Here is a 23927-nt window from a genome sequence, read left to right as displayed (position 1 = left end):
GCATACCTGTAAATGACGATAGTTGCGAAAAAACGCCCTACGGTTGGGGTAATTCTACCTCTGTTAAGTGGATTTTATATGGGGGAGATAAGCGCAACATTACGCACGATGGCTAAGTCGTACGATGTTAACTTAGTCTTAGTTCGCAGCGGAGAAAACCACGAGTTTGATTATCCTGCTGCATTACATCATTTCGATGCGCTAATCGTCATTTTACATACTGCCTCAGACTCTTATATTCAAACTGCTTTGGCGCGTGGTATTCCCGTTATTTCAGTCGGTGGCAGCTACGCCCCACTAGAAGTCGAGCAGTTTACCAGCAACCAAAGTCTCGGAGTGGAGCTGTTATATCAATGGCTTGTCGAGCAAGGACACCAACACATCGGCTTTTGCGGTGATTTAAGTGTCAATGATGTTCGAGCAAGGTTTAAAGCCTACCAACGAGTGGTCGCTAGCCATAATAACGATTTTGATATTGGTCGCTTCTTTAGTGTGAGCAGTTGTTCTATCGCTGGTGGTAGAGAAGCGGCAAATGAATTTATTCGTCGTGAATCACCATGTACGGCCGTTATTTGTGCGACCGATCATAACGCTATCGGTATGATTGAGCAGTTCAAAAACAGCCGAATTCAGGTTCCCCAAGATGTCGCAGTGGTCGGCATTGATAACATCTTTTTTGGCCAGCACGTCCAGCCTGCCCTAACCACGGTAGATCAACAATTAGAGCGCCTTACAAGGCAAGCATTTGTGCGTGCTCTTGAACGTATTAATGGCTCCTCATTTTCGGCAAAGATTCATCCCATTTCTCAAAAACTGATTGTTCGTCATTCATGTGGCAATGCACAACCAGACTGCATTGTGAATGAAAACCAAGGATCAATTCGCCATCAATTGCTTAACGTTGCTGGCCGCTCACCGGCGGAAGTGTTTGAGAACTTTTATGCACAAGCGCAAAATGGATTTGGATCCATTCTTGATGCGCATAGTTTGTATGGGAATAATCTTGATTGGGCCTGCCTCGCGCACGGTGAACAGAATAATTATCGCGTCGAAAGTTGGATAAATGTGGGCATGATTAAGCCTTGTCATAACGACATTAATCAGCAAAGTTTCAGTGACGTTCGCGATTTTCCTAATCTGAGCAATGAAGAGCATTTTGTAGCGACAATCCTACCCATTGCGACCGGACGTAAAAACAGTTGGAAACTCATTGCTGTAGTAGACGGGCTCAAACAAGAACAAAATATCGGCACTCAATCGGTGTTCTGTAGCTATCTAGATATGCTCGCGCTGTTTATCGAAAGGGGAGAGTTGCTTAATACAAGTAATCTTCGTCAACGAAACTCAGAGCAGTTGCTAGAGCTACTGAATGTGGTTTCCAATAGTTCCAACGATGGCATTTGGGATTGGTCGATAACGGATAACACACTGCGACTCAATGAACGATTGGTCAATATGCTGGGGCATAGTGAGCTAACGCACAATCACGATATTGATAGCGATTTATTGTTTCGCTTGATTCATCCGGAGGATTTATGTCTTTTTGAGGAGCATGTTGAGCAGCACCTCGTAAATCAAGCGCCACTGAAAATCGAACTGCGGTTACAAAAACAAGACAATAACTACATTTGGGTATTAGTAAGCGGTGCTTCAATCACATCAGACAGCGCACAATCCAGTCGTATCGTCGGTTCGATAACCGATATTACCCACCAAAAGGAGAGTGCTGCCAAAATCCATCACATGGCCTATTTTGATGTTTTGACGGGCGTTCCCAATCGACGCAAAGTGATGGAAGACATTGCAAAACACATTGCGGATGATGGCGCTACGCCCGTTGCCGTGATGCTGATGGATTTAAACCGTTTCAAGAGTATTAACGATACATTTGGTCACCATGTTGGTGATGCTTTGCTTTGTCATGTCACGGATGTACTTAAAGACATTGTCAAAAAACCTCATACCATCGCACGTTTAGGGGGGGATGAGTTTTTATTCTTTTGTCATACTCGCACTCGCATAGAGGCTGAAACCATTGCTCATCAAATTCTGCGTGCGATTGAGAGCCCAATGTTGCATGAAGAGATCGAACTGGTGGTGCAAAGTAGTATTGGCGTGGCGTTTTATCCGTTTGATGGACAGAGTGCTTCGGCGTTAGTAAAAAAAGCCGATATCGCAATGTACCAAGCCAAAAAGGCGGGTGGAAATCAGGTTGTTCATTTCCACGAAACGATGCAGGTCAATGGCCAAAATGCACTCAAAATGGAGTATCACCTAATTCGTGCGATAGATAAGCAAGAAATCTCTTTTCTATCAACCTCAATTCTGCCATTCGTCTGGAGCGGTCATTGGTGTTGAGGCTTTAGCCCGATGGCATTCTCCTGAATTAGGTGAGATCTCGCCAACTCAATTTGTCAAATTGGCCGAAAAAATTGGCGTCATCAATCGACTGGGTGAGTATCTTTTGCATCGCACCTGTCAGGATGTCGTGAATTCGACATGGCTGCGTTCCTTAAGAAGGATCTCGATTAATGTCAGTGCCAAACAACTCATTAGCCCCCATTTTGCGCAAGAGATAATTGAGACCATTACTCAGTATCGATTGCCACTCGCTATTTTGTATCGAGATAACGGAAACTGCGGTGATTGAAGATTATGACGTTTGTGTTGCGTCATTATTGAAGCTGCGTAATGTCGGTATCGATATTTCTTTAGATGATTTTGGTACGGGTTTTTCTTCATTATCGCTGCTCAAACGCTTACCGCTCAATGAGGTGAAAATCGACCGTGGTTTTATCTCAGATGTGGTGAATAGCCAATCCAATTTAGCGTTTGTTTCAACCATGGTTTCGATGGGGCAGAGTCTGGGTTATCGCATCGTGATGGAAGGGGTTGAGACTCAAGAGCATGCGAAAAAGCTGTCTACCCTAGGTGCTGAAATCTCACAAGGTTATTACTACAGTAAACCTCTTTCTCTAGCCGAGCTAGAGCATAAGTACGCTTGTGCAACAGAGCCTATGTCACAGCGAGTCTGCGTACACTGTTCTTAATGCATTCTTTGCCATGCAGGATACGCTCTCATCTTTTCAGCGCTTAAATTCAGTTTCCAGCTGCGATATTAAGACCTAGCAATCGATATACACTGGTCATCGCATACCTCATCTTGCTTTCATGTTTTCACTGTTCAATCGCCAATAAAAAAGCCTGAGCAAAGCTCAGGCTGGTTACAAAACAGTGAATCAATAAGTGGTAAGGCACGTCATTCACTGCCAGCTATGCGTAACGCCAAACTTGTTTCTGCTTAGCTGTTCGGCGGCCAAACCAATAGCACTAAGCGAGAAACAAGAGTACGACAAAGTCGCGTATTATTATGGAGATAGGTTTAATTTGTCTCTTTTACAGTTTGAACTGTCCTACCAGTTCATTTTGTTGACCGACCAAGCGCGTTAATGACTCACTGGATTCTGCAATCTCTGACATTGCTTGGTAGCTTTGCTCGGTCACTTTATTGATGTATTCGATGCTGCTAGCAATCTCTTCCGCCGTTGCACTTTGCTCCACAGTTGCTTGAGAAATATGCGTGCTCATATCGCTGATTTGGAGAATCATGGATTGGATTTCTTCCATGGTATTGTTGGCGGTGGAGGCTTGCGTTACAGAGATTTCCATATCATGCATACAACTCTTAATTACTTCATTGACCGCAAGCGAGCTTGCTTGTAACTCTCCAATCATTGACTCAATGGTGCTGGTCGATTGCGATGTTTTTGAGGCCAACACGCGAACTTCATCTGCGACCACGGCAAATCCACGCCCTTGTTCCCCAGCGCGTGCCGCTTCAATGGCTGCATTGAGAGCGAGAAGGTTGGTTTGCTCAGCAATATTACGAATCACGTCTAAGATTGAGCCGATTTGTTCACTGCGCTGTTGCAGTTCATTGACGGTATTGACGGAGTCATTAAGGCGTATACCTAATTGATTGATGGTCGATATGTTGGTACTCATGATGGTGCGCCCCTCATTTGAGGCGGTCTCGACTCGCTGAACCATATCTAAAGAGCCTTTCGCACTGCGTGCAATTTCTTGTACTGACTGAGACACTTCTGTTGCGGCCGTTGCTAGTGCGGCGGTTTGGTCGCGCTGTGCGTCGAGTTGCATTCGTCCTTGTGACGATGTTTCTTCGTTTTCACGGGCAGTGGTCGCCAATGCAGCAGAGGCATGAGAAAGTTTGACTAATATACTATGAAGGTTATCCGCAAGCGTATTGATATGGCTGCTGACGCGGCTAAATTCATTGTTGCTCTGCAGTTCAATTCGTTGTGTCATATCGCCTTTGGTTAAGCTTTCCAGTACATCGAGGATACGGGTGAGCGGCGTACGAACACTGTGTGCGATGTGGTAACCAATCGCAGCGGCAAAGAAGATGACGATGCCTGCGATGATCAAGGCTTTTGTTATGCCTGAGGCGTAGATGCTCCCCGCCTCATCCAGAGAGTGCTGTAGCCTGTCATCCACAATGCGGTTAAAGTCTTGGAATACCAGTAGAGTTTGGTCAATCATGGTCGCTAAACTGGCGATTTTGTTGTAAAGCGATGTGCGCGCATTGAGATAATTACTATGAAGATCTAATGCTCCAGAACCAGGTTTAATCTCAGATGAGAATTGAGTCACTGAGTCACCGAAAGCATCATTGAGGCCGGGAATTGCTTTAGCCAATGACCCATAAGCATCATTGAGTTCGGGCGCGATTTTTTTATTTCGCTCTACTGCTCTTTTTACAAATTCAGGATCATTGCTTGCGAGCGCATCTGAGATCAGCAGCTCGATCTCGCCAAGTTTAATAAAGTAGGTCTTGGCTAAAAATTTGCTCGAAATGGTCGATTTGTCCGCAATGTACTCTTTCATATTTACGGAGAGTTCATTGTATGACTTTTGAAATTCGCGAGATGACTTTTGCACTGCCTCCTGAGCTGTGAACATCTGCTGATAGTCAGACATTGCTTGTTTGGCTTCACCAAAATAACGCTGTTCGATTTCAAGGATCGTCGCATAAGGTTGTGCGAGTGCAGGGTATACGGCGCTCGCTGTCTCTAACTCGGCTAAAGTCAGCAAAAACTGCTCTTGCGAGTCAAAAAAGTTTTGGCGGCGAATGTTCATTCGTTCCTGATTTTCTGTGGTCAGGAAATCCTTAAACGATTTGTCAGCGTACAGCAGTTGCTCACTGGTATGATTTGAGAGAGCAACAAGGGGCAAAGACGTCTTAGAGACAGATTCGAATTTGCCGTGAATATCATTCATGCCTTTGAGCATGATGGCGACCGTTATCGCGAACAGGATAATGATTAAAATGAAGCCGGTATACATCCTATAAATGACTGAACTTCGCATGGTTTATTTCCTTTCTATAAGCCTAAACAACGGTAGAAATGACTAAGTGCGCTATTTTTTCGAATTGCCAACGAATGCGATGATGACTTTGTCGTCTTGGTAAGTTCGAGAAAATACAAACGCGTTTTTTTGTTTGATAATTTGTTGTTCACCAGCACCAACAGCCGGGTGAGCTTGACGGAACTGGCCAATTTTTTGCCAATGTTCTAATAGTTTTTGCTGTTCGAGACTGAGCTGCCAGGCCATGTCTGAACGTGTGCCTTGATGAAAATCGTCGGCATATGGGCCAATGTCACGACCTACTTCATCACCATAAAAGACTTGGATGGCTCCAGGGCTCAGTAATAGCGCACTTGCCGCATTGCGTTGCAGCTCATAATTCTTAAATCGAGAGAAAAAGAGCTCGGTATCGTGAGAAGACATGTAGCTAACTGGGTTAAAATCAGGCTCCTTCTTCAATGTGTTGGCGTAGTGTTGATAGGTGTCTGCCATCTGGCTAAAACATGCCGCGCCTTTATCGAGTTTTTTTTGCATGTCAAAGTTGATTAACGCGTCGAAACCGTCATCAAAATAGGGACTACGGTAGGCAGCATGACCCCACACTTCACCCATCATCCAGAACGGCTGGCCTGTTTGAGCGTGTTGTTCTCGCCATTGCTCAAGGCTACTACTTGCCTCTTGTTTTAGGCGCAGCCAAACATCGCGCTCAACGTGTTTAACGGTATCAACGCGGTAACCATCAATGCCAAATCGTTTCACCCAATCGGTTTGCCACTCAATTAAATAATCAGCGACAGTGAAGTTCTCTCGTGCTTCTACGCGCGTGCCCGGATTTGCGAGAAGCCAATTTGGAGGGGTGACACTTTGTGCTGATTCGGTTTTAAAATCAGGCAAACCAGCAAGCGTCATAGTGATATCTGAACTGCCTGGGGCGTCGTAGCTGGGCAGTCCCGCTCTCACCCAATCAGGGCCCCACCAATTGGTCCAATTAGGGTTCTGATAATCGATGAATTGGTGCACATCGTGCCAGCTTTGCTGAGCATTCGGTTGCCACTGCGATGCGCTTGGGGTGTTGGCTGAGGTAACTTCAATATTATCGAGTTGCAAATCTGCCAGTGTCGCGTAGCCAGAATGGTTTAACACCGCATCAAGCAAGACTTTAATCCGGCGTTTATGGGCTTCAGTAACGAGGGTTTTTAGGTCCTCTTCGTTGCCTAAGTTAGCGTCAATTTTAGTAAAATCACGGGTCCAATAGCCATGGTAAGCGTAAAAAGGAAATGACCCTTTTTCTCCGCCACCGACAAAGCCATGTACTTGTTCAACAATCGGTGACAACCAAATGACGTTAGTGCCCAAGCTAGCGATGTAATCGAGCTTTTCGATCACACCTTTAAGATCGCCACCGTGAAATGTGCCAACTTCCTGCAGGTCATCTTTTCTGCGTCCATAACTGTTGTCGTTACTTGGATCGGCGTTGTTGAATCGGTCAATCATGACAAAGTAAATATTGGCATTGCGATAGGTAAATGGCGTGTTTTGTTGTGAGCGCTCAACGGGCTCAAGCAATACCAACCCTCCGGATTTCGGGCTAGGTAGGATAGAAATTTGTTGATTGCGTACCGTGACAATTTGATCGGAGTAAGCATCACGAAGTAGCGTTCCATCAGCAAAGCTATCGCCAAGACTGAGGGTGACCTCACCGCCTTGATAAATTTCACATTCAACACTCGGGATAGGGCGTTTAAATACCGATTCTTTGGCTTTTTTAGCTTCACGTTTAAAGAGCAGAGTCTGCTCATTTGCGTCATAACGAAATGAGTAATCTCCAGTAAAACGAATTTTTAGGGGAATAGAAGTGGTTGCACCGCAATTGAGTTGAATCGGCTGATTAAACAGCACTTTTTGCGGCTCCGTTGCTTCGCAGTTGCCATCAATACCGATGACATCAATGGTGTAACTGTCTTTGACCAATGGCACAACCAAAGGTTGATCGGGGTTAAGAGGGAAATTGCGACTATTGGTGGTGGTCGAAATAGTAATGGTAGGCTCCGCCACAACGCATGCTGATGCCAGTAAAGTAGAGATGGTTAGCAAGTCTGCTTTTAATTTCATTGCATTAAACCCCGATATGAAAAACGAACGACAGGAACAAGTTGCCTTGTTCCTGAGATGTTATTTACTGCTGTCTGATCGAACTTCTGTTAAGCGTTTTGCGATTCGATTAATCTTGCCGAGATGGAACATCTCTTCAATGTCCATCGAGAGCTTACGTCGCCAGTTTGGATATTCATCGACCGTTCCCGGAATGTTGACGGGATCATCCATCTCTAACCAGTCTTCGAGTTGCACGCTAAGCAGGGCACTGTCACCCGCTGCGACATGAAGCTGAAGTGCTTCACTCAAATAGGAATCCATAGGAACGTACTGGGCATCATGGCCAATGCCATCAGGCAATAAACCATGCCAACGAACGCTGTCTAATACCCCTTGCTTGCACTTGAGTCGAGCGTCGAACAATCCTTTTAGTTGTTCCTCGTCTGGATATAGCCCCAACTTCTGACCGGTTTTCAAATCATCACAATTCCAAAAACCGCGCATGGTTGGCATATCATGGGTGCAAAGTGTCGCAATAGATTGCGGAGCGTAATGTTTAGGGGAAATGAATCCACCATCCTCTTTAGATGTTTCAAAGAAAAACACCTTATAAGAATGCACGCCCGCATCACGAAGAATGCCAACAATGTCATCTGGCACTGTGCCAAGATCTTCACCGATGACTGAGCATTGCAGACGGTGAGACTCTAGCGCCAAAATCGATAGCATTTCTTTCACTGGGTAGTAGAGGTAGGCACCTTGAGTTGCATTTTCGCCACGCGGAATCCACCAAAGGCGAAGTAACCCCAGTACATGGTCGATTCGTAGCGCTCCGCAATGCTTCATGTTGGCACGCAGCAATTGAATATAGGCTTCGAATCCGGTCGCTTCTAATACTTGTGGGTTAAGTGGTGGTAAGCCCCAGTTTTGCCCTAGAGGTCCAAGAATATCCGGTGGTGCGCCAATGCTTGCGTCTAGCACAAGGTTGCCTTGATCTGCCCATGTTTCGCTGCCAGATTCAGCAACACCCACAGCTAAGTCGCGGTAGAGACCAATCGACATTCCTTTCTCGATAGCGAGGTTTTGCGCTTCTTGAATTTGTTCATCAGCAAGCCATTGCAAATACATGTACAAATGGATTTTGTCTTGATTTGCGGTGATGTATTGCTGAGTCTCTTTCGAGTGGAAAGAACGGTATTGCTCTGGGAATACTGGCCAACCCCAAATGCACTCATCGCCCTGATTTAAGTCAGCATGCAGCGCATCGAATGCCGCTTGGTGCAATAGGCTTTCGCCACCCAATTCAATAAACGTGATAAAGGCGCGAGCTCTTTCGCTTTGTTTGCTTAAATGGCGTTGCTTAAACTCTTCATAAAGCAGAGGAAGAATGCTCATTTTTAGCTCTGCGACTTCGCTGTAGTTGACCCATTCAGATTCGCGTGTGCGTTTTAGGTGTTGTTGGAAATCACCGCTGCCAACACGGCGTTGCGCTTCTGAGCTCAAAGAAAACTCTGGTACAGAGCAAACATCGATATACAGAATATTTAGCCAGCGACGTGAAGAAGGGCTATAAGGACTCGCGCTTTCAGGCATTGCAGGGAACAGCGAATGAATTGGGTTGAGACCGATAAAATCACCGCCACGAGACGCCAATTCACTGATCAGAATTTTCAAGTCGCCGAAGTCACCAATGCCCCAGTTATGATGAGAGCGTAGAGTGTAAAGCTGAATGCTTGGGCCCCAAAGTTTGCGCTGTTGGTTGAGCGCCGTTTGCTTAAAGCAAGCACTAGGTGTAATGATCAGTGTGCTTTGATTTGGTGTTTTACGCCCTTTGCGATGAACCTGCAGTGTGTGGTAGCCCCAGGCCAAATTGTCAGGCAATACAAACACTAGAGGGCCACCCTCAGCTCGCTCATCTCTTACTATTTGCGATTGAAGATAGCCTTCAAGTACTTCTCCTTGTTCTGTGGCTATCCGCCAACTAAATTCACTGATGCGAGCACTCGTTCCCAATTGCAGCGCCACTTCTTTTGCTTCGTGGTCTTGAAGGACCAAAGTAGGCGCGAGCATAGGTGTTTTGTGCTTTTTGCGTGCTGACTCGAGTAGTGCCTCATCAGTGCTAGTATCATAACCAAGCGCGGAGAGTAGGCGAGTGAGTGTGCTATCACTAATACCAACTTCTTCCCCACAAGCATTGATGTAGCTGTCAGCCAATTTGGCCATATGCGCGACTTTATGTAATGCCGATTGTTCTTTCATCGCTCTCTCCGAAGGATAACCTTCTAAATAAATGTATAGAAAAAGGGCCAAGGTAGACGGTGCGCTACCTTGGCCATTGTTGTTAGCGTTTCACCGCTTCAAGTTTCCAGATGTTGTTCACGTAGTCGCGGATACTGCGATCTGAGGTAAATTTGCCCACTAAAGCCGTATTGAGAATGGCTTTCTTAGCCCAACCAGATTGGTCTAAGTATTGTTGGCTCATGTTGTCATGAGCTTCGACATAAGAGGCAAAGTCAGCTAGACACATATACGGGTCGCCACCATCAAGCAAACTTTCGTATGTCGCTTTCAACAAGTCTGGTTGACCCGGTGTAAACTCTTCACCCAGTAACAGATCAAGTGAGGCTTTGAGCAGTGGGTCGTTGTGGTAGTATTCGTATGGGTTATAGCCTTTCGCGTTAAGGGCTTTTACTTGCTCGACATCCAAACCAAAGATGTAGATATTGTCATCACCTACTTCTTCGCGAATCTCAACGTTTGCACCATCCATTGTGCCAATAGTTAATGCACCGTTAAGCGCCATTTTCATGTTGCCTGTGCCAGATGCTTCTTTACCTGCCAGCGAAATTTGTTGCGATACATCTGCTGCCGGAATAATGATCTCTGCCATGCTGACGCGGTAATCTGGGATAAATACCACTTTAAGCTTGTTACCAATACGAGGGTCATGGTTGATCTTCTCGGCAATCTTATTGATGGCGAAGATGATCTCTTTAGCTAGGTGGTAGCCCGGTGCCGCTTTCGCAGCAAAAAATACTACGCGAGGCGTGCACTCAAAATCAGCGTCATTAAGAATACGGTGGTAAAGCGATAGCACGTGTAGCAAATCAAGGTGTTGGCGCTTGTACTCGTGTAGGCGTTTAATTTGCACATCGAAAATGGCATTGGTATCAAGTTCAATACCCATGTTTTCTTGTACCCAGTTTGCCAAACGTTGTTTGTTCTCTTTCTTCACCGCCATGAACGCTTTCTGGAATTTTGCATCGGTCGCGTATTGCGCCAAGCTTTCTAGTTGCTCAAGTTTGGCAGGCCATTGTGAGCCAATTTTCTCGGTGATCAGTTTTGATAGCCCTGGGTTACAGAACTTCAACCAACGACGTGGTGTGATGCCGTTCGTGACATTGAGCAAACGAGTTGGGTACATCTCGTGGAACTCAGGGAACAGGTCACTTTTCACTAACTGAGAGTGAAGTGCCGCTACACCATTGACCGCGTATGAGCCGACAACACAGAGGTTTGCCATGCGAACCATACGATGGAAGCCTTCTTCGATGATCGACAGCTTCTTCAACTTCGCAACATCATTTGGCCACAGAGCGCGAACCTCTTCCAAGAAGCGATAGTTGATCTCGTAAATGATTTCCATATGACGAGGGAGTAGATGCTGAATCAACGATTCAGACCATGTTTCTAGCGCTTCTGGAAGAAGCGTGTGGTTGGTGTAAGCGAAGGTGTTTGAACTGATTTGCCACGCATCTTCCCAACTTAAGCCTTTCTCATCGATCAAGATGCGCATAAGTTCAGGGATTGCGATGGTTGGGTGTGTGTCGTTTAGCTGAATGGTTTCTTGTTTTGGTAGTTCAGCAAGCGAGTATCCGGCGGCTTCATGACGACGCAAAATGTCGCGCACTGAAGCTGAAGAATGGAAGAATTGCTGCATTAAGCGCAATGTTTTTCCTTTCTCATGGTTATCGTTTGGATAGAGAACCTTCGTGATGTTGCCAGCATTGATGAGTGCGTGCTGCGCTTCGAAGTAATCGCCATTGTTAAAGCTTTCTAGAGAGAATGGTGCAATCGCTTGGCACTCCCACAAACGCAGTGGGTAAACGGTATTTGACTCGTAGCCTACGATTGGTAAATCCCAAGGCATTGCTTTTACGCGCATACTTGGAACCCATTGACGAACTTCTTTGCCGTCAATGTTCTGAACTTCAACATGACCATAGAAGCCAATTTCTTGTGCATACTCAGGGCGAGCGACTTCCCATGGGTAGCCTTCTACGCCACGCCATGCATCTGGTGCTTCTTGTTGGCGTCCATCGACAAAAGACTGCTTAAATAGGCCGTACTCGTAGTGTAAGCCGTAGCCAATCGTTGGGAATTCTTGTGCGGCACATGAATCCATAAAACATGCGGCAAGGCGACCAAGACCACCATTGCCCAGTGACGGATCACGCTCTTCTTCAAGCAGGTCAGTTAGGCTATGTCCCAACTCAGCCATCGCTTCTGAGATCTGCTCATAAAGACCCATGCTGATAAGGTTGTTGCCCGTTAGACGGCCAATAAGAAATTCAAGCGAGAGATAGTTGAGGCTCTTGGCTTTTTGAATTCGAGGATCGTGTTCAGTCTCAAGTAAATCACAAGTTGTAATTTCAGCGAGAGCGCGACCCATCGCTAAATACCAAGCACGGCTACTCGCCGTTTCTTGTGATTGAGCGTAAGTTGCAGAGAGATGCTGTAGCACTCGTTGCTGAAAAAGGTTTTTATCGAAATTTTGCTGTTGATTAGGTTTCATTAGAAATCTCACGTTATAGCTAATTCATCTGCCCATATCGTGTATTTCCAACCATGAATAAACATCCTCCCGTTTCGAGGATGACATGGGAGTAGTGGGGTAGGCGTAGAGAATGAGAAAGGACTGAAACGCTCGATAAAGCCTAGATATACCTAGAGGATGAGAGTGATTAGATTTGCAAGCAGGGTTCTAATATGACGGCGAGAGTGAAGGTTTGTAGTAATAAATGGTTTTATAAGATATAAAAATGTCGTTTTGGTCACATCGGTAATTTGTATTTTTTAAACAGACAAGTTTGAATGTTTGTTGGTGAATTTAAAGAATTGAAACAAATTTAATTATTTTGCAGCACTAATTAAGAATATTCTAATTTAGGAAGAAATATGGATTTTGATCAAAGTAAACGGTGATTGCCTTATCGTAACATTTGTTACGTTAGTGAGTATTATCCTCACTAATAAACAATACGTAATCTTATAAAATAAATACTAAAAACAGAAGTTAGACCGGCATGTCGATAAAAAATCATATCTTAACTATTTTGCATTTTTCATCATCAGGTTAACTTCTCACTATCCCACTAATATAAAGGTACTTATAAAAATGTGGATTCCATCGAAACTCACCCGACCAGGTCGTTTTCATAACGCTATCTATCGCCCGCGAGTTTTGGAGTTACTTGAACAAGCTTGCTGTCAAAAACTGGTATTATTTCGCTCTCCTGCCGGTTATGGTAAAACAACAATGGCGGCGCAATGGCTAGCAGATAAGCCGAACGTTGCCTGGTTTAATATTGATGAAAATGACAACGACAGTTATCGCTTTATCAATTACCTACTGCAAACCATCAATAAAGCAACAAACTTTAGTTGCTCGAACACACTGCAGCTTGCAGAAACGCGTCAGTCTTTTTCGATACATTCTTTGCTAAGCGAAATGTTTTCTGAGTTGTCTGCGTTTACGCAAGAGTGCTTTATCGTTCTCGATGACTATCACTTGATCACAAATGATGAGATCCATGATGCCGTGCGCTTCTTGCTTAAGCACATGCCAGAAAACATCACTTTGGTTGTCACCAGTCGTTCAGCTCCGCCACTTGGGACAGCAAACCTACGTGTGCGCGATTTAATGATTGAAATCGATAGCGACATGCTTGCGTTTGATGTGGAAGAAACCGCGCGTTTCTTTGACCAGCGTATGGCAGAAGCCATTGATGAAGAGACGGTAAATAACCTGCGTCTTCAAGTTGAGGGTTGGCCTTCAGCATTGCAACTGATTGCTTTGCAAGCGAAACATCAAAATGTCACGCTAGCGCAAACTAACGAGACACTATCTAATCTCAACATGACCCATCTATGGGATTATTTAGCGGAAGAAGTGTTTGATATTTTGGAGCCTGATACGCGCAGATTCTTAATGCAATTGTCAGTCTTGGATCATTTCAATGATCAATTAGTCTTTGAGTTAACTCAGCGTGAGGATGCGCTGGGCATGATTGAGTCACTTAACCGCTACGGCTTGTTTATCTATCCTCTTGAAGGTGAAAACAACTGGTTTAGATTCCACAATCTATTCAAAGAATTTTTATCGCATGAACGTCATTCAAAATTGATGTTGCATGAGCAAGAGTTGCATTTGAACGCTGCTCAAGCATGGTTAAAGCTTGAGTCACCACACCAAGCACTGTGTCACGCACGAAAAGCACAATCTGATCCATTGATGGTAGAGATCCTAGATAAATTTGGCTGGGATATGAATAACCACGGTGAGTTTGCGATTGTGGAAGGGGCAATTAATCAATTGTCTCCGGATGTTTTGTTCACTCAGCCAAAATTGACGTTAATGAGAGCATGGCTAGCTCAGATACAGCATCGCTCGAACGAAGTTCGAATGTTACTTGAGGAAGCAGAACAAGAGTATAAGAAGCGTAATATTGAGCTTGATATTCAATATCATGGTCAAGCGAATACACTGCTTGCTCAGGTAGCCATAAATAGCAATCAACCAGAGATGGCGCTTGAACTGGCCGAATTGGCGTTGAGTCAATTAGAGACAACCAACTATAACAGCCGCATCATCGCGACATCGATTGTTGGTGAAGTGAATCACGTACTCGGTAAGTTGGATCAAGCGCTGACCATGATGCAGCAAACTGAGAAACTTGCACGTCAATATCAGGTTTATCATCAGGCGCTTTGGGCGATTGCTCAGCAAAGTGAAATCATGGCGGCACAAGGTTATGTTCAGGCGGCTTATGATGTTCAAGAGTCGGGTTTCCGTCTGATCGAAGAACACAATCTACAACAGTTCCCTTTGCATGAATTCTTGTTGCGTATTCGCTCGCAGATATTGTGGTCTTGGAATCGTTTGGACGAAGCAGAGGAGTGTGCTTACAAAGGTTTGAAGGTTCTGGGTAACCAATCACCAAGTGAGTTGCTTAACGTCTATTCAATGCTTGCTCGTGTTGCGATCAGCCGTGGTACGGTTGATAAGGCAACGAAACATATCAAGCATATTCAACATTTGATGGAACAATCGAATTACCATGTTGATTGGGTTGCGAATGCTTCATTGTCATTGATTCTTTATTGGCAAGAACGAGGCGATACAGAAGCGATGCAAGATTGGCTGGAATCGGCAGTGAGACCGGTTTCGGCAAGTAATCATTTCTTCCAACTGCAATGGCGTAATATCGCTCGAGTATACATTAACTTAGAGCAGTATGATGATGCGCGTAAAGTGCTTGATTTCTTAGCCGAGGAGGCAAAGAAATCCCAGCTTATTGCAGACACGAACCGTAACTTAATTGTTGAAGCGATTTGGGCGTATCGTCAGAATCAAGATGAACTCGCTAAAGCACGATTGAAAGAAGCATTAACGCTAAGTAATCAGACAGGTATGGTTTGCAATTACTTGATCAATGGCGCTGACGTTGGTCATATTTTTGAAAAGATCAGTATGCGTAGCGAACTCGATGATTTAGAACGTCATCGTGCTCAGCAGCTACTCAAAGATATTTCGTTGAGCCAACATAGCCGTTCAGGGCACTTTGACGAGGAGTTTGTTGAACGCTTGATTGATCATCCTAACGTACCAGAGTTAGTACGAACTAGCCCATTGACTCAGCGCGAGTGGCAAGTGCTAGGCTTGATCTATTCTGGTTTTGGTAATGAGAAAATTGCTCATAAATTGGATGTCGCGAGTACCACGGTGAAAACCCATATTCGCAACCTATATCAAAAGCTCAATATCACTAATCGCAGAGAGGCGATTGAAACCGCTGAGAAACTGCTACAGTTGGTTAATCGCTAATATCGTTTCACGTTCTCAAATGAATAAGCCCCTAACTGGAAGGGGCTTATTTTTTAGCGTTATTTATTAGAACTCACACTGCGCAGTAAACGTTAATCGTTCGTGGCTATATGGATGATCAAATGAGAGTTGTTCGGCATGTAGATGCAGACGAGAATCTTTTTCGCCATACAGTCCGTCACCAACCATGGCCATATTCAGCCCTTGATAATGCGCACAATGAACGCGAAGTTGGTGTGTACGACCTGTTTTTGGGTACATTTTTAACTTACTGCGGCCGTCTTTCACTTCAACTAACTCCCAGTAGGTTGTAGCTGGCTTGCCGTGTTCGAAACAGACTAACTGACGAGGACGATCGTCGGGATCACCGCGCATTGGCAAATTAATCTCACCGCAAGGCTGATCAACTACGCCCTCAACCATCGCAAGGTATCGTTTTCTACGCCTCGAGTAATAAATTGCTTCTGTAGGCTCTTGTTGGCACGACGAGTGAGGGCAAATACCAGCAAGCCAGAGGTTGCCATATCAAGTCGGTGTAGAACAAAAGGCCCTTCAACGTCTGGGAATAGCGCCTGCACGCGTGTATACGCTGAATCTTTAATGGTTTTGCCCGGCACGGATAGTAAACCTGATGGTTTGTTTACTACGACGATAGCTTCATCTTGATAAATGACTTCCAGCTCTTTGTCTTTACCCCAGTTGTCTTCAAGTGGGTTCGGATCAACCTCTAGGCCTTGCAGCATATGCCCTAAAATCGGATTACATTTCCCATGGCAAGATGGGTAAAACTTCTGGTGTTGGCGCACTTCAGATTTCGGTGAGACTCCCCACCAAAACTCAGCCATTGCCAGCGGAGTAAAGCCATTTAGGTAAGCGTAATGCAACAGTTTTGGCGCAGCACATTCACCAGCACCTGCTGGTGGTGTCGGTGTCGTGGTTTGTGCAAAAATCGCTTTTAGCGATTTACTCTCACCCTTGGCATTCAAAAAGCAGTATTGCTCGAACAACTTATTTTGCAGGGCATTAGAGAGTACTTTGCGCTGCTCTTTCGCACCATCAATCGCTTGATTGAGCTGGTTTAGCTCGTTTGCAACCAGAGCAATTTTTTCATCCCACTCTAGCTTGAGGTATTTAAGGACGTTCTTCTCTGCTACGCTTTGCTTTGCAAGATCGTCAATAATGGCTTTAAGTGCTTCGCCCTCAATGGTTTGCTCGGCTTGTTGGCGCTGCTGTTTGCGCGCTGCGCGGCCATCAATCATCGCTTGGCGTTGTTGTTGTTCTTGTTGCTGATAGTCTGTTTGAAACTGCGCCAATGTTTGCTGCAGCTCGTGTAGTTTTGGGTTAGCGGAGAGCTCTGTAACCTTGGTGTTAAGTTCTGTAATCTCGCTTAGTTCTGCACGGAAAAAACACTCTTCTGCCAACATGTCGAATACTGGTGGCACAAAGTGAGGCAGCAAATTTGAGTCAGCAATTTTACCTGAGAAAGCACTAAGATAGCCAAGTTCACCTTGAGGTGAGCGCACCAAAAGTACACCGAACATTTTGCCCGTGCCTGTTGCTTCGTTATCGACGCCAAAGTCATGCTGCCAATCAGTTTGCTGCATTAAGTGAGTTTGCAGCTCTTTTGCGGCAATGACACAAAGCGGATGAGGCTGATAGTAAAACGGAAAGGTAAACGCAATTGGCAATTCGATGCCAGTAATGTCAGCGTTAAAATGAGTAAACAGTTGCTCAGGGTGGTGCATGGTAAAACTTCTATCAGCGTTATTTCAGAGCCGAGATTTTACCTATTTAAGAAAGGAATGCCACCTTAGTCGCCAAGTTGGCAAATAAGGTGACAAAAAGAGAGGCGTTATCGAATGTAGCTTGAATCTAGGCTGATAAACCAGTGCTCAACGGTACCGTCTGATTTTTCTACCCAAGCGTCGTTTCGGTATTGCTCGATGCGGCCTTTAACACTGAGTTTAAAGGTATTGTCTTTCACATTTTCAACCAGCAGGAATTGATCAGAAGTCGTGATGATTGGATCTTGATCGTCAATCTCAGTGCCATTGGCAATGAGATAATATTGGTTAAGCATGTTGAGTTTTTTTTCAGTCGAGATGACTTTAAAGCCAATCAACGTCATATTTTCACCTACCGGCGTCTCGCTGATTTGGCGGCCAACGGTGGTGTGAGTTGGAATAAATACCCAAGCCGCAACCGCACAAGCGATCACAAACAAAGAGATAACAGTAATTTTTAGTTTAGACATGTTAAGCCACGTGATTTGGCAAGCAAACGAATAGTGGTAAGTGTAACGCAGGCTTGAAGCGTCGCAAAGTGATAAGGGAGCGCCCCGTGCTTCAGATGAGTCAAACTAAGTAAACTTGTCTTTCTGGAGCAAGCTACCGTTCCAAATTCTTTATCGTGAAGTGCCTTGAGGATAGTGAAAAGCCACGACTTGATACCAAATCGTGGCTTATTGTTGAAGATTTTGGGGATTTAGCTTAGGTCGATATCTTTAGTGCCAAAGAATAGCGTGGCAAAGAAACCGGCAACATACGAAATCAGTAGGCCGCAGACAAACACTGCCATGCCAAGGAAAATGCCTTCGTTTGATGTCATTAATGGAATCGCCACAATACCTGATGGACCAAATACCGTGTTGAGACCCACGGGTAAACCAAGGTATGAGATCAGACCGATAAAGAAACCACCCGCTGCGCCACCAATACATGCGGTCACAAATGGTTTTACTCGCGGTAGGGTTACACCGTAGATGAGTGGTTCACCGATACCTAAAATACCCGGAATGATGGCGCCACGAATTTGTGTGCGCAGAACCGATGATTTTTCTGATTTCCAGTAAAGCGCGAGTGACGCGCCCACTTGGCCTGCACCTGCCATAGCTAGGATAGGGAAGAGCGAGTTAAAGCCCTGAGCTTCCATCAGTGCGAAGTAAACTGGAACAAACCCTTGGTGAATACCAAACACCACTGAAATTAGGAACAAACCTGCCAAGATTGCAGCGCCAATTGGGTTGTCATTGAGGTTTAAGAACAACCAAGACATGCCTTTAAATAGCACACCACCCACAGGCATGATAACCACAAAGGTAATTGCACCCATGATGAGTAGCGTCACCATTGAGGTTAAGATCATATCAAGATCATCTGGCATATATTCACGAACTAAGCGTTCAACCTTAGCACCGATGATGGCCGCGAGCAGTACGCCAATAATGTTACCGCGTGGATCAATGGCAAAGCCAAAGAAATCACTCATGCCGGAATAAATACCGGAAGTGGCATCAGGGTTGTAACCCAACACAAACAGTGAGGCGAGGATGGCACCGTTAACGCCAGAACCACCAAATGCCTGCTGGGCGTTGTAACCGATAAGAATACTTAGGAAAGCAAATAAGCCTTTACCGAAGATCTTCATATAAGCAACCAAGCTGACCACAAAGCTACTAGGATCGTGGCCAATGATCATAGTTTGCTCAATGAGCGTTGCAAGCCCCAACATTAAGCCAGCAGCGATAAAACCAGGAATAAGCGGGGTAAAAATAGTGGCAAATTTGCTTAAGAAACGTTGAACCGCGCTGGTCTGTTTGCTTTTCACTTGAGATTTTTGTTGTTTCGCAATGGTCTCGAGATCTTGAGTTGGGATGGCAGCAGAGCCAGAACCTTGACCGAGTAAGTCGTTCATGATTTCTGAAGCTTGCTGTGCTTTACCTGGGCCTAAGATGATCTGAAGTTGTTCATCTGATTCCACTACGCCAAGTACTGCGGCCATGGCATTGAGTGTATCTTTCTGTACCGCACCAAAATCCGCTAAGGTCAGACGCAGACGAGTCATACAGTTGCCTGCTTTTACGATATTGCCATTGCCGCCTACAGCAGCGAGGATATCTTGAATGGTATTACTATTTATTTTCGCCATAGTGCTGTCCTCTCGTTATTTCTCGAGTGCTGCGCGCAGAAAGCCTTGTTTCTTGTTGAGTAGTTCTGTTGCTTGCGCAGCATCTAAGCCCGCAAGCAGCATTAGAATTGCCGTTTTACAGTGGCGATTACACGCTTGCAGAGCTTCTTCAGCCTCTGTATCGCTACAGCCTGTAGCTTCAACTACGATATTGGTTTGACGTTGAATGAGCTTCGCGTTGGTTGCTTCTACGTCCACCATTAGGTTGCCAAACACTTTACCTGAGCGGATCATTGCACCAGTAGTAAGCATGTTCAGTACGAGTTTTTGCGCTGTACCTGCTTTCATTCTTGATGAGCCAGTAACGATTTCTGGGCCGACAACAGGCACAATCGAAACATCGGCTTCATGCGTCATCGGGCTTTGCGGGTTGCATACGATGCACGCAACAAATGCCCCTTGTTGTTTAGCGAACTTCATTCCGCCAATCACGTAAGGTGTGCGACCACTCGCCGCGATACCTACCACTACATCTTTGTCGGTGACGTTAAGTTGTTTAAGATCTTGCTCGGCTAACTCCGGTGAGTCTTCGGCATTTTCTACTGCTTTGAAAATCGCAGTATGGCCACCGGCAATCAGACCAACTACTTGTTCTGGTGAGGTGCCGTACGTTGGTGGGCACTCACTAGCATCTAAAATACCCAAACGACCAGAAGTGCCTGCTCCCATGTAGATTAAGCGTCCACCTTGGGAAAATGCCTGCGCAATTTCATCAACCACAATTGATATTTCATCAATGGTTTTCTCTACCGCGTAAGCGACAGTTTTGTCTTCGTTATTGATCACTTTCAACATTTCAGTGGTTGAAAGGTTGTCGATTTCTTGGCTCGCAGCATTGCGCATCTCAGTCACTAGATGGCTAATTTCTAATTTCATAACTTCTCTCTAAATCGGAGGATTTGACGATATGGTAGGGGTTTAAATCTTTGAAATAGGTGATGAATATCACAAGATAAATTATTCCAATTTTCTGATTTTTGGAATAATTTGCATGATAAATCGGTTTAATTCCATCGCTATCTTATTTGCTTGACCTACATAGGGGAAAGGGATGAATAACGCAGGAACAAAATGGAATAGTTAATTCCTTCATTATTGAGAGGCTGTGATGTCGATCACTCACAAAATTCTAATTAACCGCGATAAATTGTCAGCAAGTGGTAGAAAGATTGCTGATTGGATTGTGACAGAGCCAGAGCAAGTGCTTCATCTCACCAGCCAAGAATTGGCAGCGAAGATTAACGTCAGCCAATCGAGTATTGTTAAATTTACCCAGAAGATCGGTTTTTCAGGTTTTAGTCAGTTTAAACAGGGATTAATCGAAGAACTCAGTAGAAAAAGCGCCATTCAAAACTCGCCACTTCATACCAATATTACTAATGACGATTCGACATCGACCATCATTCAAAAGCTGATCGCCGCGAAATCAGAAGCCATTTTTCAAACTAGCCATGCACTAATTAGTGATAAGTTTGAGACTGTCGTTGAGTGGGTGAATCATGCATCGAGAGTACAAATTGTCGGCATGGGCGGCTCAGCGCTTTCTGGAAAAGATTTAGCGTATAAGCTGATCAAACTCGGTATCGGCGTAACGATGGAATTTGATAGCCATGTGCAAATTGGCATCGCACACACGCTCACACCAAACGATGTGCAAATCGTGATTTCGTTTCTTGGTGAGACCAAAGAAATTAATGCCGCTGCCCACGCGGCCAAGGAGAAAGGGGCGAGAGTGATCGCTTTTACCTCACCAACGGCAAGTGAGCTACGTAATATTGCGGATATTTGTCTAGAAACTATCGCCGATGAATCACAACATCGCGCCTCTTCGATGATCGCGCGTACCGCACAAAATGTGATTACTGATGCGCTGTTTATCAGCTTAGTGAAACAGCGCGGAGACTCAGGACAAGAGATGATTCAAGATATCGCGTCGCACATTCGTTTGTTGAGTTAACTCGGTAAGATCTTAAGCGTCATCGTCGCGTTGAGTGTATCTATCAATAAACGCTTTGAGCGCTTCAATTCCATTTTTACCTTGTTGCTCTTGCTGCCAACAATGGAAAATGGCGGTTTCATGCTCAGCGATTATGGTGAAAATTTGGCGATGTTCGTGTGCGGTATCTTCCCATTGGCAATACATGTTTTCGTATGGCTCAATCCAAGGTAGCAATGTATCGATGAGATCTTCCCAAGGAAGGTTTATCCATTGCTCTGCTTCAAGCTGACCTTTGTGCTGCATGGATTTTGGATCGGTCTCAAAGGTTACGTCTGACGTGGTTAACCAACTATGCAGAATATCAGCAGTGAGCTTTTCTATCTCGATTAGCTTTTGCCAAAGTACGCGATTGGAAGGGTGTGGATAGTGAGCAAGGAAGTACTCAAAAAATGCGATGCCATACACTTCGCCGTTGTAGGCTCGAATGATTTTATCGACAGAGGTTGAGTGAAACTCTTCGTTATGCGGTTGAGCAGAAGTCATGTTTTTCTTTTGGTTTGTTATTTCCTTTCATCATAGAACACTTGGCTAATTGGGGATAGCCGTTAAGCGGAGTTAATGATTTAGGCTTTCATGCCCCTTTCCTTGCGTGACACAATTCTTGTTTTATCAAAATAACCGTCACTTGGGACAAATGTCCTATTTGTCATGCGCTGAACGAATCAAGCATGACTATTGAATCTTGAAGTGAAAAATTTGGCAAAGCTCACCAATTGAGTCGCTTTGCCAATGGTCTGAACGGAGTTATTTGCTCTATTTGCCGGTTATAGTTGAACGACCTTTGTGATTCCTGACTCCTCTGCAAAATCTTGATCGTGGCTAATCAGGATAAAGCCGCCGCAATACTCTTTTAGTGCACGGGCTAGGATTGTTTTGCCGTCAATATCGAGGTGATTGTCTGGCTCATCGAGTAACAGCAGCGGCTTGCTTGGCTGGTGGCTAACGATCAGCATCGCAAGCTTCATTTTTTCCCCACCACTTAATTGCTCACCGAGGCGAAACACGTTATCTCGACGAAACCCAATGCCAGCCAACAGAGTTCGAGCTTCGCTTTCTATGATGCCTTGGCAATGGTGCAATAAGTTCTCGAGCAAAGATAACCCTGGTGAAACCACCGCAAAATGTTGGTCAAGATAATAGAGTGGAGTGTTGACCTTGAGCTCTCCGTTGCAAAGCGAGACATCACCAAGCAGAGTTTTAAGTAGCGTTGATTTACCGCAGCCATTCTCTCCGGTGAGGTGGGTCTTTTCGTTGGCGGAAATTTGTAAGCTAATCGGTGATGTACGGCCATAGGTAAGTTGTGCCTCGAGTAGCGAAATGACCTGCTTTGAACTGCTTTCCCCCGTTGTTAGGTAGATTTTTTGTGTTTTTAGCTGCTCTTTGCGCACGATGAGGCTTTGCTCTTTTTGTTGCAGATTAGCATGGCGCAACTGCTCGTTCTTGAGGCGGTTTGATACGCCAGCAGTAGCTTTATCTTTTTTGGCGTCGAGCAGTATTTTCGGTTGGCTCCCATCTTTGCGTGCTTTGTTACCTTGTGCGGCTCTTTGTTGTGCTTTTTCATGATTGCGTTGAGCTTGTTCTGCAAGTTGCTTTTTGTCTTTGGCAATCGTGGCGAGTTGGCGCTCTACCGCTTGTAATTCAATATTTTTCTGTTTGGCGTAATCATCATAATTACCACCAAACACTTTCAGCCCTAATCCAGAAAGCTCCAAATTTCGTCCATTTCGCGTAGTAATTGGCGGTCGTGGCTAATCAGTAGAATCGCCCCGTCAAATTGATGTATTCGCTCAATCAGCCATTGTTTGCTCTCGCGATCAAGGTGGTTAGATGGCTCATCAAGTACCAATAGATCTACATGCTGTTCAAACAGTTGCCAGAGCTGTAAACGTGCTAGTTGGCCGCCGCTAAGTTGCGCACAAGGAAAGTGAGGGTCGCTTGGCAGCTTCATATCAACCAACTGCTTTTTAAGGCGAGATCCTAAATCCCACTCATCACCAATCAGGTCAAACCAATGCTCGTTGCAATCACCAGATTCAACCTGATGGATAGCGTTGAGAATGGCATCTTTACCCAAATACTCAGCGATTGATAATTTGCTTTGCAATAGGTGCGATGCTTGCTGACGATAAATGGCAAAAGAGCTTGGCGAGTTGACCACGCCGCTTGATGGCATGAGTTCGCCCAACAAGATAGCGGAAAATAGCGATTTTCCGACCCCGTTCCGCCCAACCAGGCCGACACGTGATTTGGTCATAGAGCATGAGATTTGAGAGAACAGCGTATCGCCGTTGTCGAATTGATGGCTGATATTCATCGCTTGTAATGTTGGCATAGTTTGCCTCCTGTATGACAGGGACAACAGCCGCAGCTAAC

The 23927-nt window shown here is 45.1% G+C and carries 13 protein-coding genes and 2 pseudogenes; 5 read left to right on the top strand and 10 right to left on the bottom strand.

The features are described 5' to 3' along the window. Nucleotides 1-78 precede the first annotated feature (78 nt). Genes Vt282_RS18815 through Vt282_RS20965 form a run of 3 tightly spaced genes read left to right on the top strand, consistent with a single transcriptional unit; the run spans nucleotide 79 to nucleotide 3050 of the window. Complete coding sequence (locus Vt282_RS18815; protein WP_232055208.1) at nucleotides 79-2358, top strand: diguanylate cyclase domain-containing protein; 2280 nt, start codon at nucleotides 79-81, stop codon at nucleotides 2356-2358. Beyond that, nucleotides 2291-2650 carry an EAL domain-containing protein gene (locus Vt282_RS21385; protein WP_332057989.1) on the top strand — a complete coding sequence of 120 codons (360 nt, stop codon included), beginning with the start codon at nucleotides 2291-2293 and terminating at the stop codon, nucleotides 2648-2650. Before Vt282_RS18815 ends, Vt282_RS21385 begins: the two co-directional genes overlap by 68 nt. Next, nucleotides 2580-3050 (top strand): EAL domain-containing protein, encoded by a 471-nt coding sequence (locus Vt282_RS20965; protein ID WP_269472635.1) that lies wholly within the window; start codon nucleotides 2580-2582, stop codon nucleotides 3048-3050. Before Vt282_RS21385 ends, Vt282_RS20965 begins: the two co-directional genes overlap by 71 nt. Before the next feature lie 346 nt (nucleotides 3051-3396). Here Vt282_RS20965 and Vt282_RS18810 read toward each other — a convergent pair whose 3' ends face one another. The 4 genes from Vt282_RS18810 to Vt282_RS18795 all read right to left on the bottom strand — a co-directional run bounded on the left by Vt282_RS18810 (nucleotide 3397) and on the right by Vt282_RS18795 (nucleotide 12277). After that, the gene (locus Vt282_RS18810) at nucleotides 3397-5388 is read right to left on the bottom strand and encodes a methyl-accepting chemotaxis protein (protein WP_162064386.1); all 1992 of its coding nucleotides are present in this window, start codon (nucleotides 5386-5388) and stop codon (nucleotides 3397-3399) included. 51 nt (nucleotides 5389-5439) lie between these two features. After that, nucleotides 5440-7500 (bottom strand): alpha-amylase, encoded by a 2061-nt coding sequence (locus Vt282_RS18805; protein WP_162064385.1) that lies wholly within the window; start codon nucleotides 7498-7500, stop codon nucleotides 5440-5442. Between the two features lie 60 nt (nucleotides 7501-7560). Beyond that, the gene (gene malQ / locus Vt282_RS18800) at nucleotides 7561-9741 is read right to left on the bottom strand and encodes a 4-alpha-glucanotransferase (protein WP_162064384.1); all 2181 of its coding nucleotides are present in this window, start codon (nucleotides 9739-9741) and stop codon (nucleotides 7561-7563) included. Between the two features lie 82 nt (nucleotides 9742-9823). After that, nucleotides 9824-12277 (bottom strand): glycogen/starch/alpha-glucan phosphorylase, encoded by a 2454-nt coding sequence (locus Vt282_RS18795; protein ID WP_162064383.1) that lies wholly within the window; start codon nucleotides 12275-12277, stop codon nucleotides 9824-9826. 603 nt (nucleotides 12278-12880) lie between these two features. On the opposite strand from Vt282_RS18795, the gene malT reads away from it, so the two are divergent. Further along, nucleotides 12881-15589, top strand: a complete 2709-nt coding sequence (gene malT / locus Vt282_RS18790) for an HTH-type transcriptional regulator MalT (RefSeq protein ID WP_162064382.1) — start codon at nucleotides 12881-12883, stop codon at nucleotides 15587-15589. 66 nt (nucleotides 15590-15655) lie between these two features. Here the strand turns inward: malT and Vt282_RS18785 are convergent. From Vt282_RS18785 to murQ, 4 genes and pseudogenes are all read right to left on the bottom strand, one after another. Then, a pseudogene (locus Vt282_RS18785) lies at nucleotides 15656-17334 on the bottom strand (RluA family pseudouridine synthase). A 107-nt stretch (nucleotides 17335-17441) separates the two neighbouring features. Next, entirely contained in the window at nucleotides 17442-17843 is a 402-nt protein-coding gene (locus Vt282_RS18780; RefSeq protein WP_162064381.1) for a hypothetical protein, read from the bottom strand. Between the two features lie 230 nt (nucleotides 17844-18073). Beyond that, on the bottom strand, nucleotides 18074-19516 hold the full coding sequence (murP, locus tag Vt282_RS18775; protein ID WP_162064380.1) for a PTS N-acetylmuramic acid transporter subunit IIBC: 1443 nt from the start codon (nucleotides 19514-19516) through the stop codon (nucleotides 18074-18076). 15 nt (nucleotides 19517-19531) lie between these two features. Beyond that, on the bottom strand, nucleotides 19532-20431 hold the full coding sequence (gene murQ / locus Vt282_RS18770; protein WP_162064379.1) for an N-acetylmuramic acid 6-phosphate etherase: 900 nt from the start codon (nucleotides 20429-20431) through the stop codon (nucleotides 19532-19534). Nucleotides 20432-20663: 232 nt separating this feature from the next. On the opposite strand from murQ, the gene Vt282_RS18765 reads away from it, so the two are divergent. Beyond that, entirely contained in the window at nucleotides 20664-21512 is an 849-nt protein-coding gene (locus Vt282_RS18765) for a MurR/RpiR family transcriptional regulator (RefSeq protein WP_162064378.1), read from the top strand. 12 nt (nucleotides 21513-21524) lie between these two features. Here the strand turns inward: Vt282_RS18765 and Vt282_RS18760 are convergent, their stop codons facing one another. Next, complete coding sequence (locus tag Vt282_RS18760; RefSeq protein WP_162064377.1) at nucleotides 21525-22037, bottom strand: hypothetical protein; 513 nt, start codon at nucleotides 22035-22037, stop codon at nucleotides 21525-21527. Between the two features lie 281 nt (nucleotides 22038-22318). Next, a pseudogene (locus Vt282_RS18755) lies at nucleotides 22319-23886 on the bottom strand (ATP-binding cassette domain-containing protein). Between the last annotated feature and the right edge of the window lie 41 nt (nucleotides 23887-23927).

Origin of the sequence: Vibrio taketomensis, from assembly GCF_009938165.1 — a bacterium.
In the GTDB taxonomy this organism is placed as follows: Bacteria; Pseudomonadota; Gammaproteobacteria; order Enterobacterales; family Vibrionaceae; genus Vibrio; species Vibrio taketomensis.
Note: the sequence above shows the minus strand (reverse complement) of the source record. Positions and strands in the feature narration are given on the sequence as shown.

Coding starts and splice junctions, on each gene's coding strand:
- Vt282_RS18760 (WP_162064377.1), bottom strand. CDS start 22,037: ATGACTTCTGCTCAACCGCATAACGAAGAGTTTCACTCAACCTCTGTC.
- murP (WP_162064380.1), bottom strand. CDS start 19,516: ATGGCGAAAATAAATAGTAATACCATTCAAGATATCCTCGCTGCTGTA.
- murQ (WP_162064379.1), bottom strand. CDS start 20,431: ATGAAATTAGAAATTAGCCATCTAGTGACTGAGATGCGCAATGCTGCG.
- Vt282_RS18780 (WP_162064381.1), bottom strand. CDS start 17,843: ATGTCTAAACTAAAAATTACTGTTATCTCTTTGTTTGTGATCGCTTGT.
- Vt282_RS18795 (WP_162064383.1), bottom strand. CDS start 12,277: ATGAAACCTAATCAACAGCAAAATTTCGATAAAAACCTTTTTCAGCAA.
- Vt282_RS18805 (WP_162064385.1), bottom strand. CDS start 7,500: ATGAAATTAAAAGCAGACTTGCTAACCATCTCTACTTTACTGGCATCA.
- malT (WP_162064382.1), top strand. CDS start 12,881: ATGTGGATTCCATCGAAACTCACCCGACCAGGTCGTTTTCATAACGCT.
- Vt282_RS18815 (WP_232055208.1), top strand. CDS start 79: ATGGGGGAGATAAGCGCAACATTACGCACGATGGCTAAGTCGTACGAT.
- Vt282_RS18810 (WP_162064386.1), bottom strand. CDS start 5,388: ATGCGAAGTTCAGTCATTTATAGGATGTATACCGGCTTCATTTTAATC.
- malQ (WP_162064384.1), bottom strand. CDS start 9,741: ATGAAAGAACAATCGGCATTACATAAAGTCGCGCATATGGCCAAATTG.
- Vt282_RS18765 (WP_162064378.1), top strand. CDS start 20,664: ATGTCGATCACTCACAAAATTCTAATTAACCGCGATAAATTGTCAGCA.